The sequence below is a fragment of the Cyclobacterium qasimii M12-11B genome, assembly GCF_000427295.1.
GTDB classification, from domain to species: domain Bacteria; phylum Bacteroidota; class Bacteroidia; order Cytophagales; family Cyclobacteriaceae; genus Cyclobacterium; species Cyclobacterium qasimii.
Genome location: NZ_ATNM01000098.1, coordinates 41,100 through 67,450 on the forward strand (window position 1 = coordinate 41,100; position 26,351 = coordinate 67,450).

Here is a 26,351-nt window from a genome sequence, read left to right on the forward strand (position 1 = left end):
ATTTATAATTCCCCAAAACCATCACAATCTTAGGATATTTTAATCCTAGGATTTAATATAATTACTTTCTATTGTCGGAGAAGGTTTAGCAAGGTGTATAATCTGTTTTTCAACTGCCTTCTATCAATAATAAAGTCTAGAAAACCATGTTCCAAAACAAACTCCGAACTTTGGAATCCCTTTGGCAAATCCTTGCCAATTGTCTCCCTTATCACTCTTGGTCCTGCAAATCCTATCAAAGCTCCTGGTTCTGCTATGTTGAAATCTCCCAACATGGCAAAGGAAGCAGTGACACCTCCAGTAGTTGGATCAGTCATCAGAGAGATGTACGGAATGCCAGCTTCGTCCAAAAGGGAAAGCTTGGCTGAGGTTTTCGCCATTTGCATAAGGCTAAATCCAGCTTCCATCATCCTAGCTCCTCCTGATTTTGAAATCATCAAAAAGGGAACCTTGTGTTTCAATGCATAATCAATTGCCCTGGCAATTTTCTCGCCAACTACTGATCCCATTGAACCGCCTATGAAACTAAAGTCCATACAGGTGATAACAATGTCCAAACCATTTAACTTGCCTACACCTGTTCTGGCAGCATCGTTTAAGTTGGTTTTGGCAATGGTGTCCTTGATTCGTACAGGATAGGGTTTACTATCTACGAAATTTAAAGGGTCACCAGATATCATGTCCTTATCCAATTCTTTGAAAATGTTATCATCAAATAAGATCTCGAAGTATTCTTTTGATCCTATTTTTACGTGATAGTCATCATCCGGGCAAACATAGGAGTTGTTTTTCAACTCTCGGGTATGTATGATATTCCCTTTAGGGGTTTTATACCATAATCCGTCCGGAGTATCCTTCTTCTCTTCTGTTGAGGTTTTGATGCCGGCATCTTTTCTTTTAAACCAAGCCATATAGTTTTGTTTAAATTATCCCAAACCAAATTGGGAAGCCAAATTTATAGGTAATATCTGTTAAATAAAACCAAAATCTATTTTCTCGAAAAGTTTGCAGTAATTATTGTTCTTGTTTGTCTGTAGATTTCTCCATTAATACCCTAGATTTTGGGAGTGAGTCCGGTTGGGTATTTTGTAGGTGAGCCAGTAGTTTTTCCCTTACAAGACACCTGAGGTCAAATGCAGTTGGACTATCCTTAGCGCTCATCAAGCATCTTAGCTCAATGGTTTTTTCTGTCCAATCTGTCACTTGAAGCACTTGAACTTTTTTATCCCATAAGGGAGTAGCCTCTAGTATTTCTTTTAATTTGGTCTTTAATTGACATACTTCCACAGTAGGGTCTACATATATAAACACCGTTCCCCATATAGCAGCAGTGGTCCGGGTCCAATTCTCAAACGGTTTTTCGATGAAATAATTGATAGGTAACACAAGTCTTCTTTGATCCCAGATTTGTACCACCACATAAGTGAGGTTAATCTCTTCAATTTTGCCCCACTCACCCTCTACGACCACCACATCATCTATTCGGATAGGTTGGGTGAAAGCAATCTGAAATCCCGCTAATAAATTTGCAATGGATTTTTGAGCGGCCAAACCTATAATGATTCCCAATATCCCGGCAGAGGTTAATAGACCGGTGCCTATTTTTCTTGCAGATTCAAAATTCATTAAGATGGCGGCAAAAGCTATGACAAGTATGGCAATGATAAATAGTTTTCTGATAAAGGCCACCTGAGTAATTACCCGCCTCTCTCTGAGGTTATCCTCCTTGTCATAAGTGAATTTCTCCAGAAAAATATAGCGCATTACATTGGAGAATTCGATAATAATCCATGTAAGTGTAATAATGGATAATACGATGAAAACCTTTTGTCTCCCAATATAGAGCAGGTCTGGAGGAGAGAAATAAGGTTCGATGATGGGGAAAATAGCGAAAAATAAGCCCCACCTTAAGGCCTTAGAGAAATTCCGCATGGACCTTTTTACCTTATTAGTAGTAGGCTTATAGAATAGTTTTACCAGCGGTGGGAATGCAAATCCTAGAAATACATGACTAAAAATCAAAAGCCCAAAGCTGGTGCCTAAGAACAGGAGTGTTTCTTTTTCGATCATCTTATTGAAGAAAATGAATGTAGGGTTTTCGGTGAAAAGTTAAACGTTTGTCACTTTATCCGTCTACCATTTATACTAAATATTTTCATAAATTTAAGTTTATTTTCATTGTAGTCAATTTTCTAATTACCTTTAAACCCTTAATAATTCATCCAAAATATGCAACTTTCCTATCTTTTTCTGTTTTCCGCGATCATTTTGACAGGAGCTTATTTCACCTATGGGAAATTCGTCTTTAAGAAGTTTAAAATCAACAATAACAATATTGCACCCTCTCACAGGTTAAAGGACGGGATAGATTACGTCCCGAGTAAACCGATAGTTGTTCTTGGTCATCATTTCGCGTCAATAGCTGGTGCCGGCCCTATAGTTGGGCCGATTATAGCCGTTACTTTTGGCTGGATACCAGCAGTGATATGGATACTGGTCGGAGGGATTTTCTTTGGAGCAGTGCACGACCTTGGTAGCATGGTAGCTTCACTTCGAAACGATGGCAAATCGATAGGGGTAATTATTCAAAATACTATTGGTAAGAAAGGCAAAAGGTTATTTATCCTTTTTAGTTTTTCAACCTTGATATTAATCATAGCTGTATTTGCGGATATTATTGCCAAAACATTTATTAGTAATCCAGGTGTAGCCTCGGCCTCTATATTATTTATTATGCTGGCCGTGGTTTTTGGATTTGTAACAAAGTTAACCGAAAATAAAAAGTCTGCCTTTTTAATCTCCACTATAGTAGGAGTAGTGGTGATGTATTATTTCGTCTATCTGGGGATGCAAATCCCATTTGAGCTCAACTACCAGACTTGGGTTTATGTGTTGCTATTGTATGCTTTTGTTGCTTCGGTCACCCCGGTATCCATGCTTTTGCAGCCAAGAGATTATCTCAATAGCTTTTTGTTGTATGGATTAATCCTTGCAGCTATAGTCGGAGTAGTGATCGCAAATCCTACCATAGTAATGGACAATGAGGTACATATCACCGATGAGAATCTTGGCTATTTGTTCCCCGTATTGTTCGTTACCATCGCATGTGGTGCCATTAGTGGTTTTCACTCTTTGGTAGCTTCAGGTACCACTTCCAAGCAGTTGGATAAAGAAACAGATGCCAAAGTTGTTGGATTTGGAGGGATGCTGATAGAATCATTTTTAGCGATTATTTCTGTAGGAGCTGTTGTGGTTTTAACCCGTTCAGATTATTTGTCCAGGTTAGGTGAAGAAGGACCTGTGCCATTGTTTGCAGATGGCCTCGGTTCCATTATATCCTCTATGGGGATCTCTGAGTCTTTTGCGATTGGTTTTGTGGCACTCACTGTTTCAGCCTTTGCGTTGACTACTTTGGATACTTGTACCAGACTTGCTCGCTTTACCCTTCAAGAATATTTTGAGGATGTAGAACAGCCAATTGGTAAGAAATTATCACAAAACAGGTACCTGTCCACGAGTGTGGTAGTTGTGTTGTCAGTACTTTTATTGGGTAGTGGTGGATTTACTACACTATGGCCAATTTTCGGATCTGCCAACCAGCTTTTGGCGGCACTTGCCTTATTGACTATTTCCGTTTGGCTGATAAAGAAAGACATCAACCCAACTTTCGTAACCATCCCTATGTTTTTCATGTTTACCGTGACATTGACTTCATTGGGACTTTTTGCCTATCAAAATTTTCAAAAGGATTCCTATGTGCTCGCTTTTATTGCGGCCATTTTATTTGTCTTGTCTTTCGCTTTAATATTCCTGGCACGTAAAAGTTTGATCAAAGAGGTCAAGTCCAAAGAACTTGTTAATTAAAAAAAAGCTGCTTCAACAGATTCTCAATTTGATTATCTGTTGAAGCAGCTTGAAATTTTAAAGCTTTTTCCGGGAATACTTTCTTACAATTGCCTTATCGGTTTGTTTGAAATTATATTTGAGAGCAGTTTAAAATCCCCTCTCACTTTTCGGAAAATTTAGGATTTAGAAAAGGTTGAACCCTAGAGAAAGCATGACCATACTTTGTCTTTGATCTGTAGGTATTTCTCCGTAATTATTTACCGAGTTGGTCAATGCACCTTCATACTTTAAATCCAAAAATAAATTACCGATATCAAGTCCAACTCCTGCCTGGTACCCGAAAGTAAAGTCTTCGGTTGGAGGGATTATCTGCTGTACTGAGTTTCCATCATTAACTTTTATGTCTCCATTTAATAAATAACTAGCTACTGGCCCTGCTTGTATGCGGAAAGTATTGCCTAGTTTTAATCCCAACATTAAAGGAACGTCTAATCTATCAAAATCAGCATCATAACTGAAGGTATTGTTCTTAAAAGAACCTCCTGTATTGGTATATAAAAATTCGGGTTGTATATAGACGGCAGATAAATTAACGCGGGCAAAAAATCCCCACATGGTAGCCCATTTGTGAATCGTCTCCGCTATAACCGTCTGAAACCTGAACATCTCCTTGTGAAATACCGATTTTTGGACCTACTGAGAGAATCTGAGCATTCAGCTGCGATATGCCTATTCCCGAAAAGAATAAAATAATTAATACTTTTTTCATTTGTTTGGCTTTAAGTTAAATAATAGTGCTTTCTTTCAATTCTTTTATAACTAATACTATGCCGATTTAGTGTTGAAAACAGGAATAATGTTAAACTTTTTAAATTTTTGAATAGACGAATAAATTCCCTCCTAAAGATGTATTGATTGGGTTGATTTTATCGTTATTTACCTTAGTCTATTTTTTAATATGTTGAATAAGAATGAATTGTGTGATTTTGAATTTGCCTTATGAGGGATTTTACTATTAAAACGTTGCTTTTTCTTTGCCTGTCTTCTGGCTTTTATTCCTGTATGGATAATTCAGATGAGTATAAAGAGGCCTTGTATACGGGCGTGTCTGCGGCAAGATGGGATGTAGGGAAGTCCGCTAATTTCTTATTGTCATCTGATCAGTTTACAGCAATGGAATTGGAGCTGGTTTACATGGAGGGCTTTAAACCTTCAGATCAAATGGTCGAATTGATGGTGGCATTTTTGGAGAAATACACCTTAAAACCTGACGGAATCACTGTGGTATTAAAAGAAATACCTGCCATGAACCTAGGGGAATATACTACGGAAGACATTGCGAAAATTGAAGAGGATTATCGTGAGCGTTACAATGAAGGAACTACCGTATCTGTTTTTTTATTGGTGGTGGATGGAGATTATAAGAAAAGTGAGGACAGTTCTTTTACAATTGGAGCTGCCTATAGAAATACTAGTTTAGTCCTTTTTGGCAACCGAATAGCAGAGAATTCAGGTGGTATCATAAAGCCCCGTAAAGCCATTCTAGAGGCCACTGTAGCACTGCACGAGATGGGGCATCTTATGGGCTTGGTAAACCTTGACAATGACATGGTCACCCCACATGAAGATGAAGAGCATGAAAGTCATTGTGATAACAAGGATTGTCTAATGTATTGGGCAATTGAAACAAATAGTATATTTAATTACATGCAACAATCCGTTCCAACCTTGGATGATAATTGCGAATTGGACCTTAGAGCAAATGGAGGAAGGTGATTGGATTTGATTAAAATAAATCCTCCAAATCCTGAGTCCGTATGGTAGTAACTGTTTAAACTCCTGAAAAACTTATCGGGTAAAAATTGTCACGGTAATTTGAAGGAATGGCAAATTGAAGTATTCTTTCTCCTTCCCGATAAAGCGCTTCTAAAAATGCTGGATTTTGACCTTTACAGTTAAGGGATTGTGAAATTGGTAGAGCGACCTACAGGGTAGGGGTGTTTTTATTAGTAAAAATCAGTCTTTTACTTCCTCATAGTCAATATAATCTCCTCCAGTAATGGTGCCTGAAGAGCCATTTTTCTTGTCTTTAGGTACAAAATCGACATTGACATTACCGTCTTTTGGTTGCGTTTTCCTTTTGGTCTCTTCTCTGTGCGCTTCCTTTACCTGGTCAGCGAACTTTTTAAGTTTACTGTTTAAGAAAAACTTGAAAAGACTAGAAAAAACCCATCCCAGCGCAATAAAGAAAATTATTATTTTTAAAATCATGATATACAATTTTGAAAATTCACTAACTCGGTTCAAGCAAAACAAAGTGCCTTATCCAATAACGGAAAATCACCTCTCAGCATTCAATATTAAGTGAAAAAAACACAAAAACCAATCCAAAGAGCTGTAAAGGTGCATAAAATAAAAGTACCCGGCCTGAATATCAAGCCGGGTAAGGTGCTTATGTTGAGGTGCTCTACCTGCTTAGGTAAAGATTTCTTTCCGCATATATTTTCAGAAAATAATCATCCATTAAGTCATCTATGAAATAAATGGCTTCGCCAGTTGATTTCATTTCTGGGCCTAATTCTTTATTTACATTCGGGAATTTGTGAAAAGAGAAAACAGGTTCTTTAATGGCATAGCCCTTTTTCACAGGTTTGAAGTCAAAGTCCGTAACTTTTTTCTCTCCTAGCATCACCTTGGTAGCATAATTCACGTAAGGTTCCTGATATGCTTTGCAGATAAAAGGTACGGTACGGGATGCTCTAGGGTTTGCCTCAATTACATAAACCTTGTCATTCTTGATGGCAAACTGAATGTTTATTAATCCCTTTGTTTCCAAAGCCAAGGCTATTTTTTCCGTAATTGTTTCAATTTGACGGATGACAAGGTCTCCAAGATTATACGGAGGCAAGACGGCATATGAATCTCCTGAATGAATTCCAGCAGGCTCTATGTGTTGCATGATTCCGATAATGTAGACATTTTCACCATCACAAATGGCATCGGCTTCTGCTTCTATGGCACCTTCGAGGAAGTGATCAAGAAGGATTTCATTGTTAGGTATATCCTTAAGAACAGTTACTACATGCTCCTCAAGTTCCTTTTCGTTGATAACAATTTTCATTCCCTGTCCACCAAGAACATAAGAAGGTCTTACCAATAAAGGGAATCCAATTGTCTTGCAAAGTTCCAGGGCTTCATCCGTCCCATGAATGGTTCCGAATTCAGGATAGGGTACATCATTCGCTTTTAAAAGCTCAGAGAACCTTCCTCTGTCTTCAGCAAGATCAAGTGCTCTATAGCTAGTGCCGAGAATTGGGATGTTGTATTTGTCTAACTTCTCAGCCAGTTTAAGGGCTGTTTGTCCACCTAGTTGCACAATTACCCCTTCAGGCTTTTCATGCAGGATGATTTCATAGATGTGCTCCCAGAAAACTGGTTCGAAGTATAATTTATCTGCGATATCAAAATCAGTAGAAACCGTTTCAGGGTTACAGTTGATCATGATGGTTTCGTAACCACATTCTTTGGCGGCAAGTATACCGTGAACACAAGAATAATCAAATTCAATTCCCTGACCAACTCTGTTTGGACCGGAACCTAGTACAACGATCTTTTTTCGATCACTGACTTTTGATTCATTCTCATCTCCAAAAGAGGAATAGAAGTAAGGGGTTTTCGCTTCAAATTCAGCAGCACAGGTATCCACAAGTTTGAATACCCTTTTGATATCCATTTCATCCCGTCTTTTATTGAAAACTTCACTTTCCAAACAACCTAAAAGGTGGGCAATTTGCCTGTCGGCATAGCCCTTATGTTTGGCAGTCTTCATAAGCTCTTTACTGATGCTTTGGAGGGTCTCTTTGGCAATAGTATTGTCCAAATGCACCAACTCCTCAATTTGCTTAAGAAACCATTTGTCTATTTTAGTTAGATCTTGGATGGTTCTAAACGAAATCCCCAATTTGAAAGCATCGTATATATGGAAAAGCCTGTTCCAACTCGGGTTGGCTAAACTGTATAATATTTCAGCTTGATCTTTAAGTTCCTTGCCATCTGCCCCAAGTCCGTTTCTCTTGATTTCTAAAGATTGACAGGCTTTTTGTAATGCTTCTTGGAAGTTTCTTCCAATGCCCATTACTTCACCTACCGCCTTCATAGAAAGACCAAGTCTTCTATCTGAACCTTTGAATTTATCAAAGTTCCAACGAGGGATTTTTACGATTACATAGTCAATTGCAGGTTCGAAAAAAGCAGAGGTATTACCTGTAATAGAATTTTTCAATTCGTCAAGGTTGTATCCTATAGCCAATTTGGCTGCTACTTTAGCAATTGGATAACCTGTTGCTTTTGATGCAAGCGCTGAAGACCTAGATACTCTAGGGTTAATCTCAATGCCTATTATGGTTTGATTGTCAGGGCTGACAGAAAACTGCACGTTACACCCTCCAGCAAAATTACCAATGCCATTCATCATTTTGATGGCCAGGTTTCTCATGCGTTGATATACCGGGTCTGGTAATGTCATGGCCGGAGCTACAGTGATAGAATCACCTGTATGCACGCCCATTGGGTCAAAGTTTTCGATGGAACAAATGACCACCATGTTACCGATACTGTCTCTCAATACCTCTAATTCGTATTCTTTCCAGCCTAGAATACTTTGTTCTATAAGTACTTCATGGGTAGGTGAGGCCTGAAGTCCAACACTAAGTGCTTTCTCAAAATTGTCAGGACCATCAACAAATCCCCCTCCAGTACCACCAAGGGTATAAGAAGGTCTGATTACCAATGGGAAACCAATCTCTTGTGCAATTTCTTTGCCCTGCAAAAAGGAAGTAGCTGTACGTCCAATACAAACGTCTACTCCTAATTTTTCCATTAAAGCCTTGAATTTCTCTCTGTTTTCGGCAGTTTCGATGGCGTCAATATCAACGCCTATCATATTGATACCGTATTTTTCCCAGATTCCAGCATTGTCACAATCAATTGCCAAATTTAGAGCCGTTTGACCACCCATGGTAGGGAGTACACTGTCAATGTCCGGATGCTCTTGTAAAATTTTAATGATCGATTTTTTCTCAAGTGGCAAAAGGTATACATTGTCTGCAGTCACCGGATCGGTCATAATGGTTGCAGGGTTGGAATTGATAAGGGTTACTTTTATACCCTCTTCCCTTAACGACCTGGAAGCCTGGGATCCTGCATAATCAAATTCACAAGCCTGCCCAATTACAATTGGGCCGCTTCCGATAATAAGTACATGTTTGATGCTACTGTCTTTTGGCATGCTTGATTATATTTTGAAATAGTTTACTTTTGGCTAAATTGGGCCAAAATTAATCATAATTTATTAAAGATACACACGAATTACCCATTTAACATTAAAGCTATTTCGGAACACTGGTCATTGACTACTGCAATTGTGGTTTTGAACTAAAAAGAAAGACTTTTGAGCGCCGTTATTTTTCTTTAAAAAAAATAGCTATATCCGTCAAGTGGTTTTCTGGTTAAGTTGATTTTGAGCTTTTAGGTAAAACACATTTCAGCAAAAAAGATGTCCTGATTACGACTTGCTTCCTAATTGAATTCATTTTTTATAGTCAAGAGGGCTAGTGTTTTGTAACCAAATTCGGTGAAATTCCCATGTGAAGAATTGCACCCAAGAATTGGGTAGACCAATGCTTTTATCACCCCATGTATTTCTGAAAATAGTAGGACCGACAACTTAAGTCCTGATTGGATATTTCAGATTCAATTACATTTATTGGTTATCAGGTAATGGCGGGATGCAGGGAATGCTATTTATTTTATTATTTTTATAATTGAATAACTACTTAAGAAATGAGCAATAGCGATTTGAAAAGGTTCGAAAATACTGTGCGTGAAATAGATGCCGTCAATGCCAAAGACCCTAACAAGGAATTGGTGAATGGTGAGGAAGTGCCTAAAGAACTCGTTTATGGTCAACGAATGTCAGAAATGATGGAAGAAACTTATCCTGACGGGGATGAGATTTTGAAACTTGCAGCCAGGTGCCAGCATATCAAACGTTGGGAAATACCGAGAGAGGATTACCCAATGGACAGAAAGGGATATCTCTTATGGAGAACCAAATTGAAGCAGTTTCATGGAGAGTTGGCAGCGGAAATACTGGGAGCCAATGATTATTCTTCCGAAGATTTAATGAAAATCGAGGATTTAATTAACAAACGCAGATTGAAATCAGACCCTGAGACGCAGGCGCTGGAGGATGTGGTATGTCTTGTCTTTTTGAAATATTATTTTGATGCCTTTATCAATAAGCATGAAGAGGAAAAACTGCTTGGAATCCTACAGAAGACCTGGCATAAAATGTCACCAAAAGGACATGAAAAAGCCTTGTCATTAAGCCACTCTGAAAAAGCTTTGGCGTTAATTAACAAGGCTTTGAATTAAGTGTTATTTATAAGTAGTCGTTTTATAAACTTTAACTTCTTTCGCAATTGCTGAGAGTATGACTTCTTTTCCAACAGTTGGGTTTTTATGGCCATGTTCCGCTCCACCGAGATCATATTCACAGTGGAGGATTTTAGGAATGTCGCCCATAAAACCAGGGTGTTCCTGAAGGAGTTCGAATTTTACATTTCCTTCACCATAAGGTACATTGATAGGTCTGTCGCCCTTTTTATCAGGATTGCCCCAAACAAAATCCTTCAAGTCAAAACTAGTGATTTGATCACTGATCATATTAAAAACATTTTCATAGGATTGATAACCTTCCACAGTAGCATGGCGCAAATCAAATTGAACGCCAATATGTTTGGGGTTGATGCCTTCTAATAAATGGTAAATCTCCCACACGGAGCCACCTATTCTTGTGCCTGCATGGTTTTGATAGTGACCTGTGACACCATGTTTTTCATGTAGCTCGGCCAATTTCTTCATTGAGGAATTTAGCGACTTTAGTTCTTTTATGATGTTTTTGGTCGTAAATGGAAGGTAGCCCATTCGGTAATCAGAAATCCCCTCGCCAGAAAGAGTACGAAGATATTCGTCCATTTCATTCATGTGATTGAGGTTCATGTCTGTTGTAAGCACAGGCCTGCTTAAACCCAGTTTTTCACTTTCTTTTACAATGATAGGTAGCTTTGACTTTATCTGATCCCTGTCAAAAAAGCCATTTTTTCTTACAGGTAGGTCTATACCATCAAAACCTAGAGATTGTACAGTTTGGGGAACCTCTTCCAATGGAAGCCATTGTAACACCTTTGTAAACAGGTAAAACGGTGCAGGTGAGGCTTTCGTGGCATTTGGGATAAGATTCTCTAAAAACCCTAATTGGGGCGTTAATAAACCTGTTCCGGCTACAGCCATCATTTTCTTAACTGAAGATCTTCTATTCATTTTGGGGATATTAGTCTGTACAATAATGAAGACAATATACTATTTTGCATTCATTGTATCAATAGTTTTAAGCTTAACTTAGGGTTTTTCAAAATTGTGGATCATATCTAAAGCAGGTGAAAGACTCATTCCTCCAGGGTTTAGACCAGGTTCTCCTTCCGGAATTTCTAAATTTAACTTTGCAAAATATTTCTTCCAGACGGGGAAAGTCTCATTGGTGGCGGGATCTTTAAATGTCATGGGAGGAGTGTCAAAAACTGGTAATCCCTTGTTAGCCTTCATTAGAGAGAAATGAATTAACTCTGAACAATAATAGGCGTCATTTTCCAGGTCAAAGTCATTGTCATAAGGTTTGCCAATCAAGGTTTTCCCAAATAGGATTGCCTCTGGTATCAAGTGTTGGTTTGCCTCCTTAAGCCGGCCAACATTGACTTTTGGATAGCCTTCCCCTGTTGTATACCGATTTAAAAAATCCTCAAGAGGTGTCATTTTTACTCCTTGACTTACGGCTTCCAAAACCATCCAATTGCCATTTTCATTTATCAGCATCCCATTGTGAGAAAAGGATTGGCCCTGGTATCCTGCAGTTACCTTTTTGATGGCATCGCAGAAATCTCCACAATCACCATTTTGGAAAAGGATATCACCTGTCTTCCAATTATCCCATGGCTCCTTGCTATTACAGCTAAGGGTGAGAAGGCCAAAAACCAGTAATAGTACTGTTGTCAATTTTTTCATTAGGCTAACATAAAAAAGAGTAGTGCCACGGCTAAAATCAAAGTCATCTTTTTGGCTTTTTCTTTTTGTCGTTCGCTTATTTTTTTCTTCGGAGAACCAATACAGCAAGACTTAAGCCCAATAACTGTAAGCCAATGCCTAATCCTGCAAACAAACCCATATAGGCCATGTCTGGTTGAATCATTGCTTTCACCACCAATGGAATTACTGCGAAAACAATTCCCAGCATGCCTACCTGGAAGGATTGTTTTAGTAAATCGTCAGCTCCCTTTTGCATCATGCTCATTGTTTTTTCTTTTTCGGTTTTCAAAATAGCTGGCTAATTCTTCCCCATTTTTGGTGTTGAGGGTCATTTCTTTAGTCAAGCCGCCTTTTCGCCCAGCAATGACCCCAAATTTCATGTGAGCAATACCTGCCTTTTCGTGTGCGTCAGGGTTGATGGAAAGCATAACCCCTTGGTCCATAGCATACCTCACCCATCTCCAGTCTAAGTCCAGCCTCCATGGATTGGCATTGATCTCAATGACCACATCATTAATAGCGCAAGCATCTATTACCGCCCGATGATCAATTGGGTAACCTTCTCTTCTCAACAGCAAGCGTCCTGTAGGATGTCCAAGAATGGTTGTGTAAGGGTTTTCTATGGCTTTAAGCAATCGAGCAGTTGCTTTATTAATGTCCATGCTTAAACCTGAGTGGACGGATGCGACGATATAATCAAAAGTCGCTAGCACTTCATCTGAATAATCAAGGCTTCCATCAGTAAGAATGTCACTTTCTATACCTTTAAAAACACGAAATGGCGCCAGAGATTCATTGATACTGTCTATTTCTTTGTGCTGTTGGTGAATACGGTCTTCGTCTAGTCCGTTTGCATAAAATGCAGAACGACTGTGATCTGCTATACCGAAATAATCATAACCTTCCGATTTACAAAACTCTGACATCTCTTTCAAGGTGTTCTTGCCATCACTATAAGTAGAGTGATTGTGTAATGGTCCTTTGAGATCTTCTAGCGTTAATAATTCATCTAAGGAATGCGTTTTTACCCATTCCACTTCCCCTGTGCCCTCTCTGAGGGGTGCAGGAATAAAAGGTAATCCGGCAGCTTCATAGGCCTCTTCTTCGGTATTAAAAGTTGCTTTATAAAACAATTCCCCCAAAGGCTGACCCTTTTCAGTAGGGGACAGAAGATGGGCTTTTGAAGCTGATTTGAGTAGTTTTTGTTTTATGAAATCTTTTTTCGGTACAATCGTTATAAGGATCTTGACTTCTGGCGTTGCTAAATGCCCTTCCCATCTGTAAGGACTGAGAACATTAGTGTCCTGAACCAGCCCATCCACTTTGTTTATTTCACCGAGGGTATGCCCAGCATTATCTGAGCCTATCAAAAAAGTCAGGGATTCAATAATCTCAGCTTCCATCTCAAAATCCCCAACAATGGCTACTGTAGCTTCGGGAAGGCTTTTGCTTAGGCGATCAAGTATCTCTTTAGCAGGTTGCTCAATTTCAGCATAAAGCCATTTCCCTTGATTGGAAGCTTTGTATTCTAAGGCTAAAATAATACTGTCCTGTGTCTTTTGCCCAAAGCCTTTTATTTTTGCTACCTGTCCGGATTGGCAGGCCTCCATTAATTCATGGATTGAAGTAATGTCCAGCTCTTTCCAAAGGGTTTTTATTTTTTTGGACCAAGCCCTTTTATTTGCATGATTTCCAAAATTCCTTTTGGCGTTTCTTTCAAAAGGTTGTCTAAAAGCTCATGGCTGTCAGATGCAATTATGGACAAAATAGCCTCAGCTATTCCTTTGCCAATTGAAGGAATTTTTTGTAATTCGTCCAGTTCTAGATTTGCAAGTGGCTTGCCTTCTCTTTCTATGCTATTGATGGCAGATTGATACCCCCTGATTTTAAATGCATTTTCTTCATGCAATTCCATCAATTGCAAGGTTAATTTGAGGGTCTTGACAATTTGTTTGTTATCCAAGGTGTGTTGAGATCTGTTGAGTACAGGGCAAATGTCCATAATAATTGTTTTAAAATAAAATCATATGTCTTATCTTATGGAGTAAATTAATTGATCATATTGTAAAATTGGCCCTACCAAAATAGCAATAGGTCTATCACTTCCTATTCCCAATGATTGGATCTCCGGCTAAAACACTGTTTATTGAGATAGGCGATCTTGTAAGGATAGAAACACCTATCAGCCTAATGTGAAATCGGTGGGATCAAAAGGCGCGAAACTTTTAATGGATCGGTAAAGTTGGTATAGAAACAATAGCACGAAACCCTCAAGTAATGTCAAAACAAACCCTATTATTTCCAATTGTCTACTTGATTTTGATGGGAATGGCCATTGGTCAAGTTCAATTCACTCAAAGGCTAGAAGTTGAATCCCATAGGGCCGACGAGGACTTTTTTCTATTGCCAAGAGAAGGAGGGCTTGTAGGCTTCCGAATGAAGGCAGAAACCCCATATGGAAAGAAAAATAGTTTCCAATATTTCACAGCTGACTTTCAGTTGAATGCTGAAACCCCTCTAGAGAAAAAGCTCGACGATTTTTATGAGTTAGTAGGGTTTGATCTGGACAGGGAATTGCTGTACGTGTTGTTTAATAAAGGATCCCAGTACAACGATGAAAAAGCGATATTCGAAATTAATCTTGAGGAGCGAACCTTGACCGAACTCCTGGTTTCCAGTATTTTGGAAATGGAGCTTCAGGATTTTTTAGTCTTTAATAAAAAGGCTGTCTTCATGGGTAAATATGATTACCGTCCAGTGATTCAAATTTTTGACATTGAAACCAAGGAGATCGTTACTGTTCCAGGTCTTTTCGAAAAAGATGCTAGAATTTTACAAATGAGAAAGGACCCTGAGCTAAATGTATTCGATGTAGTGATGAGTAGAAGGGATACCCGCAAAAATAAAATTGTATCTGTTTTGACCTACGACACCAATGGGAACAAACTTAGGGAAGTTAAAATAGAGGATTTAGGAAATCCTTCCATGGAGATTGTTGAAGGGCTTTTGACGTCTTCTAACAATTATAAACAGGCTTTGATAGGCCCATATGGGTTAAAGAAAAAGAAGCCTACCAAGGATTGTATTTCACTAAAATCAATGAGTTTGGGGAGTACACCAACAGGTTTTACAATGTTTCAGATTTTGATAATTTTTACAATTATTTGCCGGAAAAAGTTCAGGAAAAAAGATGGAAACGAATAAAGAAAAGGCTTGACAAAGGTAAAAATACCCCAATTAGAAATGTGGTAGTCACCAGAGAAATTCAAGCGATAAATGGTTATTACCTGATTTACAATGATCACTTTACTTCATCCTCTTCAAAGTATGTACCTAGAGATGGGATGTATGCAAGTAATTTCTACAGGCTGAACCCAATGATGGGCGGATATGGAGGGACGTATAATCCATTGTGGTTAGATCCCCGCTTGCGAAGTGCTCAAACATTGGATCAGTACAAGTTTCTTGCAGCGCAATTTATTCTATTGGATGAGGATGGCAATATCGTATGGGACAACTCTCTGAGTTTAAACAATACCAATAAGATTGAACCCATGAAATTTGGCGAGCTGATATTTAATGGGAACAACCTTTTTTACATGTACCTGGATGAAGAGGCGCTGATGCTTAGTCAGATAAATGATGGGGAATTGGTAATGGAAAACGAGCCTTATGAAATTGAGCTTGTAAATGAAAATGAAAGGATTGCCGAAACGATGGAAAGAAGCCTGCAACTCATTTGGTGGTATGATAATTATTACCTGCTAAGTGGTAAACAAAAGATCAGGTATCAAGGGGAGGATGGAAGGGAAAAAAGCAGGGAAGTGAATTTTTTCACTAAAATAAAAGTGGATGATTTTATATAGAGCCATTAAGCCCCAATAAATAATTTATATATTTGCCTCAAATTTTAATCATGCAAAAAAGACTTGTTCTTGACCAAACCCAGATATCTCTAACCATCAGTAGGTTTTGTCATCAATTGATAGAAAACCATGATGATTTTGATAATACAGTCCTTTTAGGCCTCCAGCCAAGAGGTGCACTGGTGCTGGATAAAATCATCCAGCGCATGAAGGAAATCCAAAATATTTCATTGAAATATGGCTATCTGGATGCTACCTTTCATAGAGATGATTTCAGGAGAAGAGACCTTCCCTTGAGGGCAAATGAAACGAAAATTGATTTTTTAATTGAAAATAAAAAGTCGTTTTGGTAGATGATGTTCTGTACAAAGGTAGATCTGTCCGAGCGGCGATGGATGCAATGATTGCCTTTGGGAGGCCCCAAAAGGTAGAATTAATGGTACTTATCGACCGGAAATTTACAAGGGATTTTCCTATCCAACCGGATTACTGCGGGAGGCAAGTAAATACCCTGGAAAGCCAATATGTAAGCGTAGAATGGCAGTCCCGAGGATTTGAAGAAGACGCCATTTGGATCACTGAAAAAGAAAGTAATTAATACCAATGGAGCAGCTTAGTACCAGACATTTATTGGGAATTAAAGACCTGAGCCCATCAGATATTCAATTGATTTTTGAGACAGCAGATAATTTCAAAGATATCTTGAATAGGCCTATCAAAAAGGTCCCCTCCCTAAGAGACATAACCATAGCCAATGTTTTTTTTGAAAACTCTACCAGGACCAAATTGTCCTTTGAGTTGGCAGAAAAAAGGCTTTCGGCAGATGTTGTGAATTTTGCATCAGCCAGTAGCTCTGTTAAAAAAAGGAGAAACCCTGATCGATACCGTAAATAATATATTGGCCATGAAGGTCGATATGGTTGTTATGAGGCATTCCAGTCCTGGAGCGCCTCATTTTTTATCCAAGCATATCAAGGCAAATATTGTCAATGCTGGAGATGGCACTCACGAGCATCCTACACAGGCTTTGCTGGATGCTTTTTCGATCCGGGAAAAGCTTGGGGACGTGGCAGGTAAAAAAGTGGCAATTATCGGTGATATTTTACACTCCAGAGTTGCCTTATCAAATATATTTTGCCTGCAAAAATTGGGTGCCGAGGTCATGGTTTGTGGCCCTATTACCCTATTGCCTAAATACATTGCGGATTTAGGCGTAAAAGTGGAGCATGATGTGTTTAAAGCTTTGCAATGGTGTGATGTAGCCAATGTCTTAAGGATTCAACTGGAACGTCAACAGATAAAATATTTCCCTTCTCTCAGAGAGTATTCTCTTTATTATGGGATCAATAAACAGCTTTTGAATCGATTAGATAAAGAGATTGTAATCATGCACCCTGGCCCTATCAATAGAGGCGTAGAACTTAATTCGGATGTGGCAGATTCTGAACATGCCATCATATTACAGCAGGTTGAAAATGGTGTAGCGATTAGAATGGCAGTGTTGTATTTATTAGCTGGTGTGAGGTAAAATACCACATTCACAACCTTTTCAATGTCTGGTTTTACCCTTTCGAATAAATAGTTTGGTGTTGAATTTGTTCTAAGCACAATTGTCTTTATATATTAAATTGCATTAAATATAAATCCATGATTTACAATTCAATTATTGAAACCATAGGAAATACCCCTTTAGTCAGGTTAAATAAGCTAAATAAAGGTATAGAAGGAGAAGTATTGGTGAAGGTTGAATACTTCAATCCAGGCAACTCCATGAAGGACAGGATGGCTGTGAAGATGATTGAGGATGCAGAAAAAGACGGCCTTTTGAAACCTGGAGGGACAATCATTGAAGGAACAAGTGGCAATACCGGAATGGGGCTTGCCTTAGCCGCGATTACGAAAGGATACAAATGTATTTTTACAATGGCTGATAAGCAGTCAAAAGAAAAGATTGATATTTTGAGAGCAGTAGGAGCCGAAGTTATCGTTTGCCCTACGAATGTATCTCCGGAAGATCCCAGGTCTTATTATGCAATTGCAAAAAATTAAACCAAGACCTACCCAATTCATTTTACCCTAACCAATACGATAACCTCTCCAACTGGAAAGCACATTATGAAACCACAGGTCCTGAGATTTGGAAGGATACTGAAGGGACAGTGACTCATTTCGCTGCAGGAGTAGGTACAGGTGGTTCCATGTCAGGTACTGCAAAATATCTAAAAGAGCAGTCTGAGAAGGTGGTTTCTGTAGGGATAGATACTTATGGATCCGTTTTTAAAAAATACAAAGAAACAGGTGAATTTGATGAAAATGAAGTATATCCATACCTGACAGAAGGCATAGGAGAGGATATTTTACCTAAGAATGTGAATTTCTCCGTAATTGATCATTTTATCAAAGTTACAGATAAGGATGCTGCAGTGATGACCCGCCGTCTCGCAAAAGAAGAAGGATTGTTTGTAGGTTGGTCTTGTGGATCTGCCGTTCATGGAGCGCTGGAATATGCCAAAGAAAACCTCAAAAAAGGGGATGTGATGGTGATTTTACTTCCTGATCACGGCACGCGGTATTTAGGCAAAGTATACAATGATGATTGGATGAGAAACCATGGGTTTCTTGAAGATAAAGCCTACGGAACAGCTAGAGATATTGTAAGCTCAAGAGATGTTGGCTATCAATTGGTTGTCGTTAAAAAAACCGACAAAATCAAGGATGCGATTGCCCTAATGAACGATAAAAGTGTTTCCCAGATCCCCGTCATGGAGGATGGACAAGTGATAGGAAGTATTACTGACAATAAGCTTTTGCTAAAAATAATTGAAAACCCAGCGTTAAAAGATGCAACAGTAGACCAGGTAATGGAGGACTCCATGCATTTTGTAGCGCTAGACAGTACATTGGATGTGTTGTCTTCTATGGTTGAAAGAGAGAAAGCAGTTTTGGTAAGGGATGAATTGCACCGGGTGCATATCATTACCAAGCATGATATTCTTGCAGCAATTACTAAGTAATTATCCTAAAAGTAAATAGTATAGACCAGTTATTATGGACAAAAAACATTTGGATCAAATCGTTGAAGGAAGTTTCGATTTTGACATCAAAGAGGTATTGACAAAAGGTTGGGAGACCTATAAAAAAGTCACTATTTATTCAATTTCCTTTACGTTATTGATCCTTTCGCTGCAGTTCTTGTTTATGTTCTATGCGGAGGATTATGTTTTTGTGTTCTCTTTTTTCTTGGCAGGGCCTCTTTTTGCAGGTTTCTACCTAGTTGCTAATAAAACCAGTCTTGGGGAAAAAGTAATTTACCCTGATTTCTTTAAGGGGTTTAAGTACTACCTTCCAGTGATTTCCATTTGGATCATAGGGCAGTTAATAACGGTTTTGGGCCTATTTGCACTGATTCTGCCTGGAATTTACCTGATGGTAGGATACATGTTTGGCGTATTGATTACCTTGTTTTCCGGCCTGGATTTTTGGCAGTCATTGGAATACAGTAGGAAAATTGTCCATAAAAAGTGGGGTAAGTTTTTTGTCTTTGGGTTAGTATTGGCTGTATTGAACCTGGCTGGCGCACTACTTATGGGAGTTGGTCTGGTGGTTACCATTCCGGTTACTTATTATTCCATTTACCATATTTTTGAAGGATTAAACCAAGGCTTACCTATTGAAGAGGAATAAAGTATTCCAGTTGAGTTAAGTATACTTTTCATTTTTTATAACACTATTTGTTAAAATTTTTCAAAAAGCCCTTCATTTTCAAAGGTTTAAAGGCGTAATTTGTAATTGGAGATAAATTATTCATTTCAAATAGTTTGATGCTATGAAATCTTTTAAAATTAAGCCATAATATGAGATTCAATGCAAGAATAATGGTAATTCTCGGTTTCTTTCTCGGGATTTGCCTCATCGTGGGAGTAGGTGCCGTTACTTACTTTAGTGTTAAGAAATTATTAGAGTCTGTAGAATCGTTATCCGAACCCAACGAAAAATTAAGAAACCTAAATCAACTTTTAGCAGATATCTATCAGCTGGATAAATCCAGAAGTGTATTTGTTGAAGAGGATACTACGCATAACCTGGATTATTACAATCAGATTCAGAATGAGATTAAAAAGTTAGAAGCACTAGTCACTGATTCATCTGAATTAAAGAATGTCAAAAGGATCAGCTACAGTGTTAATGAGCTGATGGTGGTGTATAAAGGGTTGGAAGAAGTAAAGAAAAACCTTTATAACCGAAATTTCAGCAATGAGGCCCTGTACAATATTGAAAGAAAAATTAAGCGTAAAGAAGAGTTAAGCAGGTTACAGAATTTAGGTAAAATAAGAATAGGCATAGATCCCTCCGCTCGAAAGGACCAGGGTAGTTCTTCTGAAAAAACTTCTAAAATTAAAGGTAAAGACGTGGCCGCTTCAGGTACCTTGGCCGGAGATGGGAAAGAGGATATGGATAAAATAAGAGGCACCCTGAGGCTCAACCTTAACCGAGTGAACCCTGTAGATATAGACGTCCCGTCCAGTTCCGATTCAATTATTTATACTGTCAGACAAATGGTGCTTGACATCAATAATGAGGAACAGTACCTTCGGTCGAGACTTGGTGAGTTGGAGCAGGAGCTGAATGATAAGAATAGGACCCTGATTATGAATATTCAGGATATCGTTACTTCCCTGCAGAACGAATCACTCCTGAGATCAAAAGCAGAAAATGAATCTGCTTATGCATTGACCTATAAACTTTCTATACTTCTTGGTGTTTTGATAGCTGTTGGAGTGGTAGGATCCTCTGGCTTTATTTTTAGCATTGTAAGGGAGATTAAGAAATCAGAAGTGTACCAGGACAAGCTTGCTGAGGCCAAGAGATCTTCTGATAACCTTGCGAAAACCAAACAGGACTTTCTGGCTAGCATGAGTCATGAGATCAGAAATCCTCTCCATGTTATTCAGGGGTACAATGATGCCCTTCAAAAGACAAATTTGGCAGAAGATCAATCTGAATACGTTAGAATGATTCAATTTGCCTCAGGTACCTTATTAGGGATTGTGAATGATATACTTGATTTTTCTAAGCTTGAAGCTGGAAAAATAAAACTTGAAAATTCAATCATTGATCCAGATTCCTTTTTTAAAGACATTCATTCATTCTTTAAGCAAAAGGCAACAGATAGTGGCCTTTCCTTGGAGTTTTCAGTCTTGCTTCCCAAAAACAAATACTTGCTTGGAGATGACCTACGGATTAATCAGATAATGAATAATTTGTTGTCAAACGCAGTAAAGTTTACTGACAAAGGGAAAGTCTCAGTGAAAGTTTCAGTAGATGATAAAAACAACCTCGTTTTGGAGGTGGAGGATACGGGGATGGGCATGGATGACAACCTTCAAGCCAACCTTTTCAAAGAGTTTAGTCAAGGCGATGGTACCATTTCAAGAAAGTATGGAGGTACTGGCTTAGGCCTGGCGATTGTGAAAAAACTGGTAGATCTTCAAGAGGGACAGATAGATGTTGCGAGTATACTAGGGGAAGGCACTAGAATTACGGTTTCAATTCCTACCACTTTGCTGGACAAGAAAGAGGAAAGTTCGTTGGCTGAAGTGGCACCGCATAAAGTAGACGGATTGAAAGTGCTACTTGTGGATGATGACGAAATGGGTTTAAAGTTTGCTACCCTCTTGCTGAATTCTTTGGGAGCAGAGGTGGTTTCTTATATTGGAGGTGTTGAATTCATGAATGAATTTGTAGATGAGGATTTTGATCTCATTCTTCTGGATATTCAGATGCCTGAAGTAGATGGCTATCAGGTGTTTAATGAAATTAGAAAACAGGAGAAATACCAAGCGGTACCTATATTGGCGATGACAGCAAATGTTTTTACCAAGGATAGAGAAAGCATGATAAAAGAAGGCTTTGATGGCTTGCTATTGAAACCATTCAACGAAAAGGACCTGGTAAAAAAGATCATGGACTTTGTTAAGCCTGATCAGATGGAGGAGGTAATCAGTGCGGAGCCGTCTAGTAAATTGAGTCCCTATATTGAGGCAGAGGATGACAATTCTGACGGTGCTGATTACAGCTTGGCCGACATTAGGGGTTTTTGTATGGGGGATGAGGCATTGTTAAAAGAAGTGGTTGAAGGGTTTTATTCCCAAACAGGGCTAGATTTGATAATGATAAATAAAGCCTGTGACGAGAAGGATTATAAAAAAGTCCTAGCCATAGCGCATCAACTTTCAAGTAGGCTGGGGCAATTGAAGTTTAAATATAAAAACCTTGCAATAAATATTGAGCGGGACTTGAAAAGGGGTGACACCAATGATATTCAAGAAAAAGTATGGGAGTTGACAGAAAAAATCAACACCCTTTTGGAAGATTTAGCAACACAGTTTGGTTACGCCATGGCGGATTAATCCAAGCCGTATTTTTCTAGTTTATTGTAGAGTGTTTTCCTGTCCATATTTAAAACCTTTGCTGTTTTGGACTTGTTAAAGCGCATCTCTTCAAGGGTTTTAACAATAAGTGATTTTTCCTGGTCCTCGAATGAGCTTTTCAAGTCTTTGGCGGAATTGATGTCAATGGGCTGAAATGCCTCGGATTCCAGAAGTTCTGATGGAATAACTTTTGTTTGAATGATGCCTTCACCCGTTAGTAAAACGGCTCTCCTTATTATGTTTCTAAGCTCGCGGAGATTTCCTGGCCAGTGATATTCTCTAAAGATTTGTTCTACTTCAGGGCTAAATCCTGTTACGTTCCTTTCAAGGTTTGCATTGCTTTTTTGCATGAAAAGATTTGAGAAGAACATTAGGTCCTCAGGCCTTTCTCTTAAGGGCTGGGCCCTTAAACTGAATTCATTTAATCTATGGAAAAGATCTTCTCTGAATAAACCTTGCTTGGCCAATTCTTGCAAGTCTTCGTTCGTCGCGGCGATTATTCGGACATCTATGGAAACGTCCTTACTGGCACCTATCTTTCTGATTTTCCGCTCTTGAATTGCCCTAAGAAGTTTGATCTGAATTTCGTAACTGAGGTTTCCAATTTCATCTAAGAAGATTGTTCCACCATTTGCATTTTCAAAATGACCTGTTTTATGATCTATGGCTCCTGTAAAAGCGCCTTTGACATGCCCAAACAATTCACTTCCAGCAAGTTCCTTTGACAATGCGCCACAATCAACGGCCACGAAAGGACCATTTGATCTTTGTGATTTCTGGTGTACTCTTTTTGAAATGTATTCTTTTCCAGTGCCGCTTTCTCCTAATACTATGATGCTTAAGTCAGTAGGGGCTACCAGAACAATATGTTCTTCAATTTGAAGTGCTTCTGAACTTTTCCCGATTTGATAATCCAATTCGGATGCCTTATTTCCAGAAGGGGCTGATTTGGTTACCTGCTGCGTTGGCTTTTTCTTCTTCTCATTTTTTAAAGCTTGCTGTACAGTTAGTAAAAGCTCATCTGGATTAATGGGCTTGGTGATGTATTCAAAAGCCCCCATTTTCATGGACTTTACGGCCGTTCTTATATCCGAATAGTTTGTTATCAAAATTACTGGTAACTCAGGGTGGCTATTTAGGACATGGTCCAATACTTCCATACCAGTACCATCGGGCAATCTATAATCTGTGATGATTAAATCAATTTGATACTTTTCATAAAAACTAAGCCCTTCTGCTATTTTCGCACTACTGATTACCTCAAATCCATTTTTCTCTAAAAACTTACTAATGATTTTAGAGTAGGTTAGGTCATCCTCAATTAAAAGAATTTTCGCCATATAAAATTAATACCCATTAAAGTTTAAATATAAAGTAAAAGCACCGATTTCACAATCAGTGCTTTCAAGTAAACGTTGGCTTAGCTGTTAATTTCTTTCACAATTGGGATACTATGATTCCGTTTTTGTCATACATGACTATTATGTTAAAATAATCCGTGTCCTTAAAACAAACATCGTAGTAGTCACCGCTATTTTGGCTTATCTTTTTCACTGTCCGAATCTCCAGGTTTTTTATTAGGCTATCTGTCTGAATAACCTGCTGAATACTCGTCGGAAGTTCAGAAATAGAAATATTTACTGTATCCGAATTTGCATTTTCATATTTGTATACGGCGGATTCAAACAGATAGTTGTCCTTATTTTCTCCATACGGGCGATGATCATCTCCCTGAGATTTAATCAGTGGGATAATCAAAATTAAAATAGATAGTGCGCCAATCCCCCAGCCACAGAATAATTTCACGTCTCATGATTGAAAGGTTATTTGTAATGAATTGCATTAATTGTGCCAACCTGCAATAAGGGGGATTAACCAAATACGGCCTTCTAAAACTTGGGTAAATTGTGCCCATATTGATGAACTGAACAACTATTGGAACATAGGAAAACTTTGCTAACTTTGTTATGCTCGCTTTATGCAATGGAATTCCCATTGTGTATTTTAGCGTTTTATTCAATTTGTTTAACCCTTCGCTTGCATTTCCCCGGATGCGTGAATCCGGGGAATTTATTTTCCTAAATTTCAAGTAAATATGGCCATCGATGCACAATCACCCATTGGTATTTTTGACAGTGGAATAGGGGGGTTAACAGTAGCCAAAGAAGTGAAAAAATTACTTCCAAATGAGCAAATTATTTACTTTGGTGATACCGCTCATTTGCCTTATGGAGATAAAAGTACTGCTGCTATCCAGGCATATTCTGTGAAAATTGCAGATGTTTTATTGAAAGAAAATTGCAAACTTATTCTTATCGCCTGTAACTCTGCCTCAGCAGCGGCATTTGATCTGGTCAAAGCATATGTGGCTTCAAAGGCACTTGTTGTGAATGTAATTGACCCAGTGGTTAATTTTTTAGGTAAAAATCATAATGGTGAGACCGTTGGGCTAATAGGTACCAAACAGACGGTTACTTCAGGTGTTTATTTACAAAAAGTGAACAATTTAGGGGTTGGCATACAAATGAAATCACTGGCTACACCTTTGTTGGCGCCAATGATTGAAGAGGGTTTTCACTTACAAAATATAAGCAAGGATATTATAGCCTCCTATTTAAGCCAGTCTGAATTAAAAAATATCCAGACTTTGGTGTTGGGCTGTACCCATTATCCATTGATAAAAAATCAAATAATGGAGTTTTTTAATGGAAAAATAGAACTTATAGATGCTTCAGAAACAGTGGCAAAGTCAGTCGCAGAGATCTTAGGCCTGCATCAGCTTTTGGCTGAAGATATTTCAGTACAGAAAGATAAGTTTCTGGTGTCTGATTACACGGTTTCATTTGAAGAAACAACCAAGCTTTTCTTTGGTAAACAGATAAAACTCCAGAAATATCCATTGTGGGAATAGGGTTTTTTCAGAATTTATCTGTTTTTATAGCAATACGAATAGTCTTTTAGTTATTATGTAACCACTTCAATTTTGGTGGATTGCAGGAACTAATTCTTAAAAAAAGACGTAACTTTGATTCATATTATACTCCTTTAGAACGTTATGAGTGATCAGATCAAACACGAATGTGGGATTGCCATGATTCGGCTTAGAAAACCTTTACAATATTATATTGATAAGTACAATACGCCGTTTTATGCCGCCAACAGGTTATATGTATTGATGCAAAAGCAGCTCAACCGTGGGCAAGATGGTGCAGGTTTAGCGAATATTAAAATCAATACTCCGCCTGGCACAAGGTATGTGAGTAGGTACAGGTCTGTCGAATCTGAAGCAGTTACCAAGATTTTTCAAAAAATCAATAAAAAGTACAAAAAGGCAAAAAAGTTAGGCACCGAGGCGGACCTGATGAATGCGGAATGGATAAAGGAGAATACAGCCTTTTCTGGTGAGGTTTGGCTGGGCCACCTAAGGTATGGTACCCATGGAACAAATAGCATAGAAACTTGTCATCCATTTTTGAAGCAAAACAATTGGAGAAGTAGGAATTTGGTCATGGCGGGCAATTTCAACATGACCAATGTTGAGGAGTTATTTGATATTCTGGTTAATTTAGGTCAGCATCCTAAGGAGAAAACAGATACGGTAACGGTAATGGAGAAAATCGGCCATTTTCTGGATGAAGAAAATCAAAGGATTTTTGATAAGTATAAAGATAAATTTTCTAACGAAGAAGTCACAGAAGTTATTGAGCAGGAGCTCGATGTTGCTAGGATTTTGAGAAGAAGTTGTAGGGATTTTGACGGTGGTTATGCCATGGCAGGACTTATTGGCAATGGAGCTGGCTTCGTTGTTAGAGACCCAATTGGTATTCGACCAGCTTACTATTATGCTGATGATGAGATAGTGGTGGTGGCTTCAGAAAAACCCCCTATCAAGACAGCTTTTAATATTGATTACAAACAAATTAAAGAAATTCAACCTGGCAATGCGCTGATTTTTAATAAGGATGGTTCTTACGGTGAGTTTGAAATTATCCCTCCCAAGGAGAAAAAATCATGCAGCTTTGAAAGAATTTATTTTTCTAGGGGTACGGACCCGGATATCTACAAA

General features: G+C 38.5%; 22 protein-coding genes and 3 pseudogenes. 12 read left to right on the forward strand and 13 right to left on the reverse strand.

Going from position 1 to position 26,351, the window contains the following annotated elements:
* Positions 1 to 68: 68 nt before the first annotated feature.
* The gene (gene accD / locus ADICYQ_RS10625) at positions 69 to 911 is read right to left on the reverse strand and encodes an acetyl-CoA carboxylase, carboxyltransferase subunit beta (protein WP_020892701.1); all 843 of its coding nucleotides are present in this window, start codon (positions 909 to 911) and stop codon (positions 69 to 71) included.
* A gap of 103 nt (positions 912 to 1,014) precedes the next feature.
* Positions 1,015 to 2,070: a mechanosensitive ion channel family protein gene (locus ADICYQ_RS10630; RefSeq protein WP_020892702.1), complete on the reverse strand. Its 1,056-nt coding sequence runs from the start codon at positions 2,068 to 2,070 to the stop codon at positions 1,015 to 1,017.
* Between the two features lie 159 nt (positions 2,071 to 2,229).
* Between ADICYQ_RS10630 and ADICYQ_RS10635 the strand changes: the two genes are divergently transcribed.
* Positions 2,230 to 3,864 carry a carbon starvation CstA family protein gene (locus ADICYQ_RS10635; protein ID WP_020892703.1) on the forward strand — a complete coding sequence of 545 codons (1,635 nt, stop codon included), beginning with the start codon at positions 2,230 to 2,232 and terminating at the stop codon, positions 3,862 to 3,864.
* A gap of 165 nt (positions 3,865 to 4,029) precedes the next feature.
* Here the strand turns inward: ADICYQ_RS10635 and ADICYQ_RS10640 are convergent, their stop codons facing one another.
* Positions 4,030 to 4,461 carry an outer membrane beta-barrel protein gene (locus ADICYQ_RS10640; protein ID WP_020892704.1) on the reverse strand — a complete coding sequence of 144 codons (432 nt, stop codon included), beginning with the start codon at positions 4,459 to 4,461 and terminating at the stop codon, positions 4,030 to 4,032.
* On the reverse strand, positions 4,436 to 4,615 hold the full coding sequence (locus tag ADICYQ_RS28500; RefSeq protein WP_020892705.1) for a hypothetical protein: 180 nt from the start codon (positions 4,613 to 4,615) through the stop codon (positions 4,436 to 4,438). Before ADICYQ_RS28500 ends, ADICYQ_RS10640 begins: the two co-directional genes overlap by 26 nt.
* Before the next feature lie 230 nt (positions 4,616 to 4,845).
* On the opposite strand from ADICYQ_RS28500, the gene ADICYQ_RS10645 reads away from it, so the two are divergent.
* Complete coding sequence (locus ADICYQ_RS10645) at positions 4,846 to 5,622, forward strand: zinc metalloprotease (protein ID WP_020892706.1); 777 nt, start codon at positions 4,846 to 4,848, stop codon at positions 5,620 to 5,622.
* Positions 5,623 to 5,862: 240 nt separating this feature from the next.
* On the opposite strand, the gene ADICYQ_RS10650 is transcribed toward ADICYQ_RS10645, so the two are convergent.
* Entirely contained in the window at positions 5,863 to 6,117 is a 255-nt protein-coding gene (locus ADICYQ_RS10650; RefSeq protein ID WP_020892707.1) for a DUF4834 family protein, read from the reverse strand.
* A gap of 196 nt (positions 6,118 to 6,313) precedes the next feature.
* Positions 6,314 to 9,133, reverse strand: coding sequence for a carbamoyl-phosphate synthase large subunit (gene carB / locus ADICYQ_RS10655; RefSeq protein WP_020892708.1), 2,820 nt, complete (start codon positions 9,131 to 9,133; stop codon positions 6,314 to 6,316).
* Between the two features lie 554 nt (positions 9,134 to 9,687).
* Between carB and ADICYQ_RS10660 the strand changes: the two genes are divergently transcribed.
* Positions 9,688 to 10,281 carry a DUF4202 domain-containing protein gene (locus ADICYQ_RS10660; protein WP_020892710.1) on the forward strand — a complete coding sequence of 198 codons (594 nt, stop codon included), beginning with the start codon at positions 9,688 to 9,690 and terminating at the stop codon, positions 10,279 to 10,281.
* A gap of 3 nt (positions 10,282 to 10,284) precedes the next feature.
* Here ADICYQ_RS10660 and ADICYQ_RS10665 read toward each other — a convergent pair whose 3' ends face one another.
* The 5 genes from ADICYQ_RS10665 to ADICYQ_RS29680 all read right to left on the reverse strand — a co-directional run bounded on the left by ADICYQ_RS10665 (position 10,285) and on the right by ADICYQ_RS29680 (position 13,990).
* Positions 10,285 to 11,229, reverse strand: a complete 945-nt coding sequence (locus ADICYQ_RS10665; RefSeq protein WP_020892711.1) for a sugar phosphate isomerase/epimerase family protein — start codon at positions 11,227 to 11,229, stop codon at positions 10,285 to 10,287.
* A 78-nt stretch (positions 11,230 to 11,307) separates the two neighbouring features.
* On the reverse strand, positions 11,308 to 11,967 hold the full coding sequence (locus tag ADICYQ_RS10670) for a YiiX/YebB-like N1pC/P60 family cysteine hydrolase (protein WP_020892712.1): 660 nt from the start codon (positions 11,965 to 11,967) through the stop codon (positions 11,308 to 11,310).
* Between the two features lie 76 nt (positions 11,968 to 12,043).
* Complete coding sequence (locus ADICYQ_RS10675) at positions 12,044 to 12,247, reverse strand: hypothetical protein (RefSeq protein WP_235114574.1); 204 nt, start codon at positions 12,245 to 12,247, stop codon at positions 12,044 to 12,046.
* Positions 12,228 to 13,598 (reverse strand): PHP domain-containing protein, encoded by a 1,371-nt coding sequence (locus tag ADICYQ_RS10680; RefSeq protein WP_020892714.1) that lies wholly within the window; start codon positions 13,596 to 13,598, stop codon positions 12,228 to 12,230. The genes ADICYQ_RS10675 and ADICYQ_RS10680 overlap by 20 nt, the downstream gene beginning before the upstream one ends.
* 44 nt (positions 13,599 to 13,642) lie before the next feature.
* Positions 13,643 to 13,990 carry a DNA polymerase X family gene (locus ADICYQ_RS29680; RefSeq protein ID WP_020892715.1) on the reverse strand — a complete coding sequence of 116 codons (348 nt, stop codon included), beginning with the start codon at positions 13,988 to 13,990 and terminating at the stop codon, positions 13,643 to 13,645.
* 275 nt (positions 13,991 to 14,265) lie between these two features.
* On the opposite strand from ADICYQ_RS29680, the gene ADICYQ_RS28505 reads away from it, so the two are divergent.
* The 7 genes and pseudogenes from ADICYQ_RS28505 to ADICYQ_RS10710 all read left to right on the forward strand — a co-directional run bounded on the left by ADICYQ_RS28505 (position 14,266) and on the right by ADICYQ_RS10710 (position 22,264).
* The gene (locus ADICYQ_RS28505; protein ID WP_020892717.1) at positions 14,266 to 15,192 is read left to right on the forward strand and encodes a hypothetical protein; all 927 of its coding nucleotides are present in this window, start codon (positions 14,266 to 14,268) and stop codon (positions 15,190 to 15,192) included.
* Positions 15,153 to 15,854 carry a hypothetical protein gene (locus ADICYQ_RS28510; RefSeq protein ID WP_020892718.1) on the forward strand — a complete coding sequence of 234 codons (702 nt, stop codon included), beginning with the start codon at positions 15,153 to 15,155 and terminating at the stop codon, positions 15,852 to 15,854. The genes ADICYQ_RS28505 and ADICYQ_RS28510 overlap by 40 nt, the downstream gene beginning before the upstream one ends.
* Before the next feature lie 50 nt (positions 15,855 to 15,904).
* A pseudogene (gene pyrR, locus ADICYQ_RS10690) lies at positions 15,905 to 16,452 on the forward strand (bifunctional pyr operon transcriptional regulator/uracil phosphoribosyltransferase PyrR).
* A gap of 5 nt (positions 16,453 to 16,457) precedes the next feature.
* Positions 16,458 to 17,382 (forward strand): annotated as a pseudogene (locus ADICYQ_RS10695) (aspartate carbamoyltransferase catalytic subunit).
* Between the two features lie 119 nt (positions 17,383 to 17,501).
* Positions 17,502 to 18,868 (forward strand): annotated as a pseudogene (locus tag ADICYQ_RS10700) (cystathionine beta-synthase).
* A gap of 34 nt (positions 18,869 to 18,902) precedes the next feature.
* Complete coding sequence (locus tag ADICYQ_RS10705; protein WP_020892725.1) at positions 18,903 to 19,538, forward strand: DUF2189 domain-containing protein; 636 nt, start codon at positions 18,903 to 18,905, stop codon at positions 19,536 to 19,538.
* 170 nt (positions 19,539 to 19,708) lie between these two features.
* A complete protein-coding gene (locus tag ADICYQ_RS10710) occupies positions 19,709 to 22,264 on the forward strand; it encodes an ATP-binding protein (RefSeq protein WP_040415702.1) in 2,556 nt (851 codons plus the stop codon).
* Here ADICYQ_RS10710 and ADICYQ_RS10715 read toward each other — a convergent pair.
* Positions 22,261 to 23,625, reverse strand: coding sequence for a sigma-54-dependent transcriptional regulator (locus ADICYQ_RS10715; RefSeq protein WP_020892727.1), 1,365 nt, complete (start codon positions 23,623 to 23,625; stop codon positions 22,261 to 22,263). The two genes, ADICYQ_RS10710 and ADICYQ_RS10715, sit on opposite strands and share 4 nt — an antisense overlap.
* Positions 23,626 to 23,722: 97 nt before the next feature.
* Positions 23,723 to 24,091 carry a hypothetical protein gene (locus ADICYQ_RS10720; protein ID WP_152520480.1) on the reverse strand — a complete coding sequence of 123 codons (369 nt, stop codon included), beginning with the start codon at positions 24,089 to 24,091 and terminating at the stop codon, positions 23,723 to 23,725.
* A gap of 289 nt (positions 24,092 to 24,380) precedes the next feature.
* On the opposite strand from ADICYQ_RS10720, the gene murI reads away from it, so the two are divergent.
* Entirely contained in the window at positions 24,381 to 25,196 is an 816-nt protein-coding gene (murI, locus tag ADICYQ_RS10730; protein ID WP_020892728.1) for a glutamate racemase, read from the forward strand.
* 144 nt (positions 25,197 to 25,340) lie between these two features.
* A partial coding sequence (locus ADICYQ_RS10735; protein WP_040415709.1) for an amidophosphoribosyltransferase occupies positions 25,341 to 26,351 on the forward strand: 1,011 nt, incomplete at its 3' end.